This window comes from endosymbiont of Galathealinum brachiosum (assembly GCA_003349885.1).
GTDB lineage: Bacteria > Pseudomonadota > Gammaproteobacteria > SZUA-229 > SZUA-229 > SZUA-229.
Genome location: QFXC01000007.1, coordinates 323,266 through 335,265, shown reverse-complemented (window position 1 = coordinate 335,265; position 12,000 = coordinate 323,266). Strand labels below are relative to the sequence as shown.

Sequence of the window (12,000 nt, the reverse complement as noted above, 5' to 3'; positions counted from 1 at the left end):
GTTATTTTGAGATTTTTTTTAATTGTTTCATTTCTTCTGAAAATAATTCTTTGCAGAGCTTTTCACGAAGCGTGTATATATCAAATTCAGTGCTAAGGGGTTTCCATTGATAACTGTCTAATAATTTGTGGCTATTTACCCAGGCCATTTCAAGCGGATTTTGCATGCCCAGCTTCTCAAATGGAATATCGGTCATACTAAGCAGGTTTGAGCCATAACCCATTGTCCATAACCCGAGTACAATACTGTCGGGAATGTAAGGCTGGTCTTCAGGGATATCGCCATTGTTCATAGCATCTCGAACAATTTCTAATACAATACCGGTGATTTTCTGTTCTTTTTGAAAAAGTAATAACTGTTTTTCTTCTGAAACTTTTTCTCTTACGGTAACGGTTTTAATAACCTGCATATTTTGCAGCTCAACCGGGTGTAGCTGAGCGTATAAACTTTCGGCCAGACCGACAGCGGCAATTCGTTCACGGTGGCTTCCTTTATAGTCATGAGCCCGGGTAAACATTTCACTTAGATTATCCATGCAGCGACAACTAATGCCGCTAACGATCTCTTCTTTGCAGCAAAAATGATTGTAGACAGTGCCTTTGGAATATTCGATTTCTGCAGCAACCCTGTCCATGGTGAGGCCTTGCATGCCTTCCTGTTGCAAAATTTCCTGAGCAGTATCAAGAATTAACTGTTCACGCTCAAACAGTTCTCTCTGTTTGCGTGTCATTTTTTCTTTGGGTGTTGTAGGGGTGGTATTTGTCATGAGGCTAGTTTATGACTAATCGTCAAAAAATGTCAATAAGTTTATTAGTTGGACAGCTGTATTATTTTATGTGTTTCAATTCTCATGGCTTATATAAAGCATGCTAGAATAGCTATGTTGATGTTTTAAAAAGAAAAAATATGAAATACCTTTTTGATGATCTAGCTCTTGCTTATGAAAAACCTGCGACAAACGGTCGTTTAAAAGCACAAAATTCAGATTTTTGTGTTGATGAAATTATGCCTATTGAGACATCAGGCGAGGGAGAGCACCTCTGGCTTAAGATTGAAAAAGACGGGGCAAATACAGACTGGGTTGCTCAGCAGTTGGCTAAATGTGCAGGTGTTAAGTCAATGGCTGTAAGTTATGCAGGTATGAAAGATCGCCATGCGGTGACAACCCAGTGGTTTAGCCTTCATTTACCCGGTATGGATGACCCTGATTTTTCTGAACTCAAAACAGATGAATTCAAAATATTGCAGCAGGCTCGTCATAATCGAAAACTGAAAAGAGGGGCCTTGTCGGGTAATCGTTTTCAAATTCGGATTACCGAATTAGAAGGTGACATTGAGTCGCTGGATAAAAAGCTGCAATTAATAAAACAAAATGGCGTTCCTAATTATTTTGGTGAGCAACGGTTTGGACGTGAAATGGGCAATCTGTTAAAAGCTGAAAAAATGTTTAACAGGGAGCTAAAAAAAGTTAAAAAACAGCAACGTGGTTTATATCTTTCTTCGGCCCGATCATGGATTTTTAATCAGATTTTATCAGCACGCATAAAACAGGAAAACTGGTTAACGCCTTTGCCGGGTGATGTTTTTATGTTGAATGGAAAATCAGCCTGTTTTAATGGGGATGGAGAAGACGCTGAAGAAATAGTTAAGCGCTTACTGGATAAGGAAATAAATATAACCTCCTGTCTGTGGGGTGAAGGAGAAAGTATGGCAACACAGGAAGTGCTGGTATTAGAGAATTCGATTGCGGAAGAATTTAAAATATTAACTGACGGGCTGGAATCGGCAAGGTTAAAGCAGGAGCGAAGAGCATCCAGATTAGTACCGGGTAATTTAAACTGGGAAATTAAAGGTGATGTTCTGGAAATAGAGTTTGATTTACCGACAGGTACTTATGCAACTATGTTGTTGCGTGAATGTGTAGAGGTTACCAGTTAGTTATTTGTTGAGTTAAAAATAATATAAATGTGTAAATTTCTGACAGGGCTTCAGTATTAACTATTTTAAGCTATCAAGCCGATCCAGATTTCGTTCGGCAGGTCGAGGTGGACTCCAAAAACATCTCTGATCATAATCTACCTCTAACTGTTCTCTAATTTCAACTCCTTCGCTGACTAGCTGTAAACAGAGGTTTCTGGCTGTCGATTGGTTAAAATTATGTCTTAACTGAAAAATGTGCTCGCGGACATAAATGGACATGAATAGACATTAAATAAGTTAATGTTAAAGCTTGATGATTTTTTATAAAACTCTTCTATAATTAATAACACCATTGATATGGTTAATTAATAAATGATAATAAAAAGGATGATCAAATGCGTATATGCCCCCCCTCTATTTCATTATCAGAATTGCATAAAATTTCAATACTATCTCAGTTTAAAGAGCCGCAGCTCAACAAAATACAAAAACACATGAAACTTATTCATTTGGCAGAAAATGAGCATTTGTTTGAACATGGAGATATAGCTGACAAGTTTTATCTGGTTAAATCAGGTCAGATAAAATTATTTCGTATTTTTTTAGAAGGGAGTGAACGTGTCGTCGATGTTATTCAACCTGGAGAGGTTTTTTCTGAAAGTTACCTGTTTTTAGAAAACGGTAGATATCCTCTCGGTGCAGAAGCGCTTATTGATACAGAGTTACTATCCTTTGATTGTAAGGTCTTTAAGTCCATACTTGAAGAATCTAAAGACGCCTGCTTTCAGTTAATGTCTAATTTGAGTTTGTGCTTACAACAGCATATCGACCAGGTTGATTGCCTCGCGCTGCAAAATGCTGATTTCAGACTGATAAATTACCTGTTGCAACAAGTGCCAGACGATCATAAGACTAATACTACTTATATTATAAATTTAACGATGCCTAAAAACATTCTAGCATCCTGCCTGTTTATTAAACCGGAAACTTTTTCTCGTACACTAAAGACGCTCAGGAATCGTAATCTCATTGATGTTAATGGTAGTGAAATAACCATACATAATGTAAATCAGTTAAAAGAAGTAGCTGCGTAATGCAAGGCAAGCTCTAGTGTGTTTTTAGTGCGCTCGTTATGTTTTAGGTCTTTCCTGGAGAAGGCTTCGATATATCGATGCGACATATGCATTAAACTTATCTGCTAGTGAAAGCAGATATTTGATTTAAGCTAACTCAAGCTCTCAAGTAATTCCAGGTATTGTTCGGCAGGTCGAGGTGGACTCCATAAATATCCCTGACCGTAATCTACCCCTAGTTGTTTGATTTTTTCTAACTGTTCACTGGTTTCAATTCCTTCTGCAACCAGTTTCAAACCTAAACCTTTAGCAAGGCCATATATGGCATTTACAATGGCTATATCATCCGGGTCATGCAATATGCCATCGGTAAAAGATTTGTCTATTTTTAATATATCGATTGGCAGACGTTTCAGGTATGAGAGTGAAGCATATCCAGTTCCGAAATCATCAATAGAAATTTGCAGCCCCATATTATGTAATTCATTCAATATAGATTCTGCCTGTTGTTCATTTTTTAATAGCGTGCTTTCAGTCAGTTCTAACTCGATATGGGTAGCATCGAGTTGATGTTTATTTAATACATCCTGTAACAGGCTAACCAGATTTTGTTCTTTAAACTGACGACCTGAAACATTGATTGAAATATTTGTTACAGGGATATTATCAACTTGCCACTGTTTGAATTGTGCACAGGCTTTTTCAATGACCTGTTTACCCAGTGGAATAATTAATCCGGTTTCTTCTGCAACAGGAATAAAATCATCAGGTGGAATAATGCCTTTTTCAGGGTGGTTCCAGCGAACCAGTGCTTCCATGCCTTCAGCAATACCTGTTGTCAGGTTTATTTTAGGCTGGTAGTAAACAACCAGTTCATCATTTTCCAGAGCGTGACGTAAATTGCTTTCAAGCTCTAATCGACGTCGTGCCTGTCGTCCCAGATCAGGTGAGTAAAATTCATATATATTTCCACCCTGTTCTTTTGCGCGATAAAGTGCCGCATCTGAATGGCTTAATAAACTGCCAATATCCGTTCCATCCTGAGGATACATGCTAATACCAATGCTGGCTTTTATGTGTAAATCCTGATCCATGATAGTCAGGCTGTGTTCAATTGTACGGGAAAATTTTGCCGCCATTAAACCCACGTCTTCTAATTGTTGAATATTTTCAATAATTAAAATAAATTCATCACCACCACTGCGAGATAAGGTATCGGTATCACGAATGGTTTTACCCAGTCGGTTAGCAACTGACATAATTACCTTGTCGCCATTACTATGCCCGAGGGTTTCATTTATTAATTTCAGGTTATCTATATCAACCATTAATAGAGCCAGCATTGACTGATTACGTTGAGCGCGCAGAGTGGCTGATTCAAGTCGGTCGAGTAAAAGGGTGCGGTTAGGTAAACCGGTTAGTGAGTCATGGAACTCAAGGCGTTTTACTTTCTGTCGGTTTTGTTCGCTTTCAACGATGCGTTTGACACGCTGTTTAAAGACAGACCAGTTAATGGGTTTAGTTATATAGTCAATTGCTCCGGCATCAAAAGCACTACTGACCGATGCGTCATCATCTAATGATGTAATAATAAGCACAGGCGGAGGGTTCGAAACCTGTAATGTGATTTCTTTACAGGCGGATATTCCATCAACATCGGGCATAACCAGGTCAAATATCGCCAGATCATAGGTGAACTCCCGACAAAGTTCGATCGCTTCCATACCAGAGCGAGCTTCGGTTACATCATAATTTTCTTCTGACAGAATATGGCGCAGTAGAAGCAGAATTGAGGGGTCATCATCAGCAATAATGATATTGCCGGCTTTGTGGGCTGATGCATCCATGGCTGGTGTGGCTTCCTGTATATATGTGTCTTTAATAAAAGACTAGCACAACATTTTTAAAATGCTTCCAAGTTTCAGCATCTATTAGCACATTGTACTTCCTATAGAATATAATTATATCATTGATTAATTAATAATCAGTGACTTGTATGAATTTCGCTGTGATTTTGTCGCCATTTTCAGTAAAAATGATACAAAATGTCTGAATCTCACTTGGTTACAGGGGGATTGCGGGTTATCATTACGCACTAGGTATTTCCATTGTCATGCTCTGTACTTGAGCAACTATTTATAAGATTTAAGAATGAATCCAAACTTTCTGGAATTTGAACAACCGATCGCTGAACTGGAAGCTAAAATTGAAGAGCTTCGTTATGTTGGTGATGATACTGAAATTAATATAGGTGAGGAAATTACTCGCCTGCAATCAAAGTGTAAAACGCTAACAGAGTCAATTTTCAATAAATTGACCTCCTGGCAGACATCTCAGCTGGCCCGACACCCTCAACGCCCCCACACACTTGATTACATTGACCGTATATTTACAGACTTTGAAGAGCTGCACGGTGATCGTGCATACGCTGATGATAAAGCATTGGTAGGCGGTATTGGTAGACTTGATGGTAAACCTGTGATGGTTATCGGTCAGCAAAAAGGTCGTGATACAAAAGAAAAAATACGTCGTAACTTTGGTATGCCACGACCCGAAGGTTATCGTAAGGCATTACGCCTGATGAAACTTGCAGAGCGTTTTAAAATGCCGGTTATTACTTTTATTGATACGCCGGGTGCTTATCCGGGTATAGGTGCTGAAGAGCGCGGTCAGTCTGAAGCAATAGCGCGTAACCTGTTTGAAATGGCAGCACTTAAAGTGCCCGTTATTTGCACGGTTATTGGTGAAGGTGGTTCTGGTGGTGCACTGGCTATAGGTGTTGGTGATAAAGTGATGATGCTGAAATACAGCACATACTCCGTTATTTCACCAGAAGGTTGTGCTTCTATTCTCTGGAAAAGTGCAGAGCGAGCACAGGATGCAGCAGAGGCGCTGGGTATCACATCTGATCGTTTACTTGAGCTGGGGCTGATTGATCAAATTATAGATGAGCCGCTTGGTAGTGCTTACCGTGATGTGGACATAACCGCGCGAAATATTCGTCAGGCGCTTAAAGATAGCCTGGATAACCTTAATCAGATGGGAACAGATAAGTTGCTTGATGCTCGATATCAGCGTCTGATGAGTTATGGCCAGTTTACCGAATAATAAATCAGACCATCAACTGAATGCTGATTATCTACTTCAGCAACTCGGCAAACTAGCAAAAGAAAAAAATATTAAAACCTGGTGTCTGGCCTACAGTGGTGGTGTAGATTCTCAGGTTTTATTACATTTGTTACACCTTACAAAGCTGAATGTCTCAGCGGTTTACATCGATCATGGTTTACAGGCACAGTCATCTGACTGGGCCAGACATTGTGAAGCTCAATGTAAAAATCTTAATATTCCATTTCAGCTTATTAAAGTAAATGCGGCTGCAGCAAAAGGTGAGAGTCCGGAAGCGGCTGCACGCACCGCCCGATATGCGGCATTTAAAGAACTCATTCAAAAGAGCGATTGTTTACTAACGGCACAACATCAGGATGATCAAAGCGAAACCATTTTTTTGCAGTTATTACGTGGCGCAGGTGCAGCGGGTTTAGCTGGCATGCCTGAAATAGCGACGTTCAGTAATGGCTGGCATGCACGCCCCCTGTTAGATATTTCACAAAATGTGATTTTAGATTATGCGAATCAAAATGCCTTAAGCTGGGTTGAAGATCCAAGTAATCAGCAGGTGAATTATGATCGTAATTATTTGCGTCATTCAGTTATGCCACAACTTCAGCAACGCTGGCCCGCATTGAATAAAACCCTGTCAGTGTTTTCTCAACAACAGGCTGAAAATGCAGAATTACTAGAGGTGTTGGCAGAAAAAGACCTGAGCTCATCGTTATTAGAAGATACGTGTTTAGATATTAATCAGTTAAATAAAATTGAAAATGCCCGCCTTAGAAATGTTTTACGTTTCTGGTTTAAAAATCTTCAAAAGCCGATTCCCTCAAGAGCCGTGTTAGAGCAGATTGTGCAGCAAATAAATAATACCTCTCATGATTCACATGTATTAATTAACTGGGCAAATGTAGAAGTGAGGCGTTTCAGAGACAAGTTATTCTGTTTAAAAAAAATATCACATGATGCATCACAGGTTTATAACTGGAATGTAAAAAATGAACTTGAATTACTGACTCTTGATAAAAAACTAAAACTGGAAAAATGTGAAACCAGTGATGATATTAAATTTGTTCTTAATGAATCCTTATTAACTCAAGACGTAACGGTTCGATTCAGGCAGGGCGGTGAAAAAATTAAACCTGCTGGTAGAAATGGCTCGCATGACCTCAAGTCTTTATTTCAGGAGTCGTCAGTACCAACCTGGCAGCGAGACAGAATTCCATTGCTGTTTGTAGAGGGTGAACTGGTAGCGGTAGTAGGTTATTGGATAGCGGATAACTTTTCAGTTAAGGGTGAGGGCGTATTGCCGGACTTAATATGAAGATCTGGGTGTAGTCAGAAGCGGAATACCCTAATATTCTTTTGAATTCTCCATACGTGATAAAGCGGTCCTTATATAATTTATAAGGATAGTGAGGAGTGGGCGTAAAATTGGAGGGCCATGAAGGATGCCATTCAGGATTAGTATGGCTATTGGGTGCACAAAGAAACAAATGAAGATTATTTATTGATGATATCTGTAATAAAAAGAGAATCTAATAGTCTTCTTTATCTATGTCATTAAGTTTGTGGCATGAATGTAGGCAGTATCAAATGGCCATCCAATCAAGTTCACCCTTTATCGTTTTTGCAGGTATGACTAACATATCACCGAAGCGTTTTGAGCTATAAACCCCCTCTTGTGCGAACAACTTATGTATATAGTTTTTGACCAGTATTCTTTCAGGTTTCAGGCCGTTGTTTTCTTCATATACATCAATATATTGATCTAATGAATGAAGTAGTTCATTCACATTACGAGTAGAATCTTTATTAACTTCTGATTTTCTTTTTCCAAACAGGCTAGCTAGTATTTTCATTTGTATCCCCTGATTTTGATTACTTCGTGTAACCACAAAAACATAATAGACGAGTCTGTCGACTTGATTCTCCATGTTTCTCCACTTGATTAGGATACTAATAGGAATTAATTTAATGTGAAACCTTCGTTTAGGTGATTTATTATTTTAATATCTAAAAAATGTAATAAATCTTCAATGACAGCTGGCTCAGCTGAAGGAGACTTGGTAAATATCGTATATAAGGTTTGTTACAGGGGCAACGGGCGAAAGTAGCAGTTAGTTTTAGTTATATACATGTCTGCTTTTTGCCGTTTTCTGAACTGAGTAAAAATCTATTCAAATTCGGCTTTAGGGTGTTGGCTGCTATCCAGAGAATCTTATGTGTAGTTCTGCTCATAGCCAAAAGCGAAATTATAACTAGTCGTTGATTTTACACCTGTATATAACCTGAAGCGTTTAGTGATGTTAAGCGTTATTTATGTTGCTATTTTCCCCTGCTAGTTTTGATACCAGGCAAGTTATTTATAAAATCATTATAAATATTAACTCCTAACTATCTGATTTATATCGAAATATATTATTTATTCAAAAAAGTGTACGAAAATGAACGAACAGTATTCTGGCCTAATTGATGTGGATCAATTATTTTTCACCAATAAATGTGAAAGGTCATTTCTTTGCATGGCTTGCGAGTCATGATCTTCAATTCCTACGGCTGATTATTTCAGCATCATGGGTGTTTGCATTTTAATAATCCGGTAACTTTTTTGGTTACCAGAAAATAAAAATTGATAAAAGATATTAGGAGTTGTCATGAAGTTAATGAAAAGTGTGGGGTTTGTTCTCACGAGTATTATCCTTTTATTCCCTCAGTTAAGTTTTGCAAATGAAGGTCGTACCCAATTAAGTGGTCCGGGTGAAGCGGAAGTTATTGCTGGCACGGGATATACCCATACACTGTTTGATAGTGCTGATAATAAGTGCCAGCACTGTCATAACGATCTGTATGACACCTGGAAAACGTCAATGCATGCCAAGTCGTGGAAAGACCCTATTTTCCAGTCTAAGTACCAGGATTTTCTACGTTTACAGGCAAGCAAAATTGGTGCTGTTGGTCCAACTGGAGTTTATAAAGAAGGTACTATCCAGAAAACTGGGCAGGTTTGTATCAAGTGTCATGCACCAACGGCTTACTACTCGGGTGATTATAAAATCACGCTGACTGAAGTAGGTGATCAGAATGAAAATGCAAATGCATTTGATGAGGCTAAATCATTACAGAGTAATCTGGCACCTGCCTATAATGCAGATCTGGAAGCAACAGTAACCTCAATGGCTAAAACCGGTAAGGTTTACACCGTTAGTTACCATGTAGGTAACAAGCATAACCGTGAAGGCATTAACTGTTCATACTGCCACAGTGTAGAAACGGTTCGCATGATGAATGATGTTGATGGTGACCTTGGTCAGTATACGCTGAAGAATCCAATGAAGATGGGGCCTATTGGTCCGCTGGTTCGTAGTGCAGGCGATACGTTACACTACAGCCCGGATGCTAGCACAGCTGATATGAATGCATTCTTTGCATTAATTGGTCCTGAGAAATATCAGAGCATTTCACACACACCAAAAGAAGCAGCTGAATTTGATATTGCTAAAAAAGCTGATGGTCGTTATACCATGAAGGGCTTGAAAACAGGTTGTGAAACAACCGATGAAGACGGCAACTGTACTAGTGGTTACTACACAGGCGGTCCTTATTATGGCCCACATGGTGTAACGGGGCTGGACAATAGTCGTGATGATGATCTTGCTGATCGTGCCTCTTTAGTTAAAGGTGAATTCATGGCAGCAGTGGAAGCAGCAGATGGTGACAAGTCAGAATCCAAACATCAGTTTGCGGCTTATGGCAAAGCACTGTGCTTATCATGTCATCAACGTTCATCCCTGATGCTTAACCCTGAATCAAATGGTATTTCTGGTGTTCAGCCAACTGATGACCAGTTCCTTGAGTTGTGCAGCACATGGACAGCGATGAGTGACGGCGTTGGTAATAACTTTGAAGATTCCAATACATCACCTAAGTGCCAGAAGTGTCATATGGAGCCATTGGCAAATAAAACTGTATTGCATAAGTGGGATGATACAAACTCTTTGTTTACAGCAGAAGATGGTGTAACCAAGCACTTCGATCCGACTAGTGGTGTAGGCCCGGTTGCTGAAGGTTACTTAAACAACCATGCCTTTATGGGTGCTAACAAAGCTGACTTTGGTTTAACCAAGATCAAAACTGGTTTTGAATCGGGTATGGACGTTGAAGCAGGTAATAATAAGTTGAAAGTTAAAACTTATTTGCAGAACAAGACTGCACATATGTTCCCTGGTGCGCATCCAATGCGTCGTGTATTAACACGAGTTATTGTGACAGATGCAAATGGTAATAAGCTGTCACTCAAGAAGGCAAAAGGTAAGTCGAAATTTTACGATGTTACTAACCAGGTTGCGGTTCTACCGGGTAATACTATCTTAACTGGGCATGAAACAGTTGAAGTAGATTATGATGAGGCTCGTGAGATAAATATTCAGGGTTATACAGCTGATCTTTCAAGCAATAATGAGACAGTGTATAGCCAGTTTATGGATGGCACGTTAGTTGACTGGGTATCACCTGATGCAACGGTTACTGGTAGTTCGGCAGTTGAAACAGCGCCGGGTGTCTGGGCAGTCAAAGGTGTAACTACAGTGAAGAAAATTACTGACATCGAAGGTACGGCTGATCACTTCACACGCATCTATGGTCGTGAGACAGGTAAGCGTATGGGTGATGGTACTCATGTAGTACGCCCTGGTTTTGACTCAAATATTGCAACAGACAATCGTCTGAAGCCTAATGAGAATGAGCAGTACACAGTAAGTTATGACACTGAAGATGCGGTTTACCCATTAACAGTGAAATATAAAGTTTACTATATGAAGAAAGGCGCTAGCGGCAAGTTCCCAACTGCAGCTGATGGCTTCCTGAATACTTCTCTGCCAGCATCAACACTTAAGAAGCTTGCTATCTATGAAGCTTATAGTTCAGAAGTTGTCGTAGAAACTAAAGACTAAAATTTTAAGTTGCAGGTATAACAACCCTCATCATTTTATGGTGAGGGTTTTTTATTGCCACAGGATAAACTTCAGTTATAAATAGATCTTGAATTTAAATCAATATTGACAGTAGAAAGGCTGCTAGATTTTGGCGGGCTTTTTTATTTTAAAGAGTATTCTTTCATTTTTTTTGTTCACCATCTGTCCATTTTTTAACGCATTGATATAAAAGGAAATAATTAAGATTTTGAAAAATGAACGAAAGTAGACGAACAGTAATCTGGATTATTTTATAATTGATTGGTAACTTGAAAATCATAAAGATTATGAAAATGAGAAATCAAGAAGTGAGATATCAATGAGTGCGTTGCATGAACTGTTTGAGCATACATCAGATGCTATTTTTGGTATTGATGAAAACAGAAATATCCGTTTCTGGAATAAAAGCTGTGAAAATATTTTAGGGCTTTCTCATCGTCAAGCGGTAGGGCAATCATGTGCCGACTTGCTTTGTGGTAAAGATTTACAGGGCAATGAAATTTGTAATACTGAATGTCCTATTGCTAAAGTTTCCAATGTGCAGGCTGGCGATAATGACTTTGAGCTGATATTAAAAAGTGGAAAAAGTGAGTCTGTTTTAGTTAATGTTGGGTCTTACTACATCAATGAGTTATACCAAAAAAATAATTGCGATATACAGGTGTTCCATAGTATGCGACTGAAAAATTGCCAACAGCATATTCAGGATACCTGCTGTTAGCCATAAGCGGAACTATGCAAGTAATAGCCAGACTTCACTATGTGAACTTCAGTAGCTATTTACTACATGTTCATCAGATCAATCAAGCTACATGCTTAGAATATGCGTGTTTTTTGAAACGCACAATTATTCGTTTATATTAATGTAAAGAAATCCAGAGCATAAAATCGAAACATTGGACTGTTATGACGGTTTATTT

Annotated in this window: 9 protein-coding genes; 6 read left to right on the top strand and 3 right to left on the bottom strand. The window is 38.9% G+C overall.

What is annotated here, in order from left to right; genetic code table 11:
* Position 1 precedes the first annotated feature (1 nt).
* Positions 2-766: a hypothetical protein gene (locus tag DIZ80_04130; GenBank protein RDH84665.1), complete on the bottom strand. Its 765-nt coding sequence runs from the start codon at positions 764-766 to the stop codon at positions 2-4.
* Between the two features lie 140 nt (positions 767-906).
* On the opposite strand from DIZ80_04130, the gene DIZ80_04125 reads away from it, so the two are divergent.
* The gene (locus tag DIZ80_04125) at positions 907-1,938 is read left to right on the top strand and encodes a tRNA pseudouridine(13) synthase TruD (protein RDH84664.1); all 1,032 of its coding nucleotides are present in this window, start codon (positions 907-909) and stop codon (positions 1,936-1,938) included.
* A 377-nt stretch (positions 1,939-2,315) separates the two neighbouring features.
* Complete coding sequence (locus DIZ80_04120; GenBank protein ID RDH84663.1) at positions 2,316-3,014, top strand: Crp/Fnr family transcriptional regulator; 699 nt, start codon at positions 2,316-2,318, stop codon at positions 3,012-3,014.
* Positions 3,015-3,145: 131 nt separating this feature from the next.
* Here DIZ80_04120 and DIZ80_04115 read toward each other — a convergent pair whose 3' ends face one another.
* Positions 3,146-4,840 carry a diguanylate cyclase gene (locus tag DIZ80_04115; GenBank protein RDH84662.1) on the bottom strand — a complete coding sequence of 565 codons (1,695 nt, stop codon included), beginning with the start codon at positions 4,838-4,840 and terminating at the stop codon, positions 3,146-3,148.
* 304 nt (positions 4,841-5,144) lie between these two features.
* Here DIZ80_04115 and DIZ80_04110 point away from each other — a divergent pair, with 304 nt between their 5' ends.
* Together DIZ80_04110 and tilS are read left to right on the top strand one after the other, a co-directional pair.
* Positions 5,145-6,101 carry an acetyl-CoA carboxylase carboxyl transferase subunit alpha gene (locus DIZ80_04110; protein ID RDH84661.1) on the top strand — a complete coding sequence of 319 codons (957 nt, stop codon included), beginning with the start codon at positions 5,145-5,147 and terminating at the stop codon, positions 6,099-6,101.
* A complete protein-coding gene (gene tilS / locus DIZ80_04105; protein RDH84660.1) occupies positions 6,082-7,431 on the top strand; it encodes a tRNA lysidine(34) synthetase TilS in 1,350 nt (449 codons plus the stop codon). The genes DIZ80_04110 and tilS overlap by 20 nt, the downstream gene beginning before the upstream one ends.
* 268 nt (positions 7,432-7,699) lie before the next feature.
* Here the strand turns inward: tilS and DIZ80_04100 are convergent, their stop codons facing one another.
* Positions 7,700-7,969 carry a hypothetical protein gene (locus DIZ80_04100; protein RDH84659.1) on the bottom strand — a complete coding sequence of 90 codons (270 nt, stop codon included), beginning with the start codon at positions 7,967-7,969 and terminating at the stop codon, positions 7,700-7,702.
* 795 nt (positions 7,970-8,764) lie between these two features.
* On the opposite strand from DIZ80_04100, the gene DIZ80_04095 reads away from it, so the two are divergent.
* Together DIZ80_04095 and DIZ80_04090 are read left to right on the top strand one after the other, a co-directional pair.
* On the top strand, positions 8,765-11,059 hold the full coding sequence (locus DIZ80_04095; protein ID RDH84658.1) for a hypothetical protein: 2,295 nt from the start codon (positions 8,765-8,767) through the stop codon (positions 11,057-11,059).
* A gap of 340 nt (positions 11,060-11,399) precedes the next feature.
* Positions 11,400-11,801, top strand: a complete 402-nt coding sequence (locus tag DIZ80_04090; protein ID RDH84657.1) for a hypothetical protein — start codon at positions 11,400-11,402, stop codon at positions 11,799-11,801.
* Positions 11,802-12,000: the final 199 nt, after the last annotated feature.

Bases quoted from the DNA above. Each gene is read 5' to 3' on its own strand.
- DIZ80_04110 (RDH84661.1), top strand. From the start codon at position 5,145: ATGAATCCAAACTTTCTGGAATTTGAACAACCGATCGCTGAACTGGAA.
- DIZ80_04125 (RDH84664.1), top strand. From the start codon at position 907: ATGAAATACCTTTTTGATGATCTAGCTCTTGCTTATGAAAAACCTGCG.
- DIZ80_04115 (RDH84662.1), bottom strand. From the start codon at position 4,840: ATGGATGCATCAGCCCACAAAGCCGGCAATATCATTATTGCTGATGAT.
- DIZ80_04095 (RDH84658.1), top strand. From the start codon at position 8,765: ATGAAGTTAATGAAAAGTGTGGGGTTTGTTCTCACGAGTATTATCCTT.
- DIZ80_04120 (RDH84663.1), top strand. From the start codon at position 2,316: ATGCGTATATGCCCCCCCTCTATTTCATTATCAGAATTGCATAAAATT.
- DIZ80_04100 (RDH84659.1), bottom strand. From the start codon at position 7,969: ATGAAAATACTAGCTAGCCTGTTTGGAAAAAGAAAATCAGAAGTTAAT.
- DIZ80_04090 (RDH84657.1), top strand. From the start codon at position 11,400: ATGAGTGCGTTGCATGAACTGTTTGAGCATACATCAGATGCTATTTTT.
- DIZ80_04130 (RDH84665.1), bottom strand. From the start codon at position 766: ATGACAAATACCACCCCTACAACACCCAAAGAAAAAATGACACGCAAA.
- tilS (RDH84660.1), top strand. From the start codon at position 6,082: ATGGCCAGTTTACCGAATAATAAATCAGACCATCAACTGAATGCTGAT.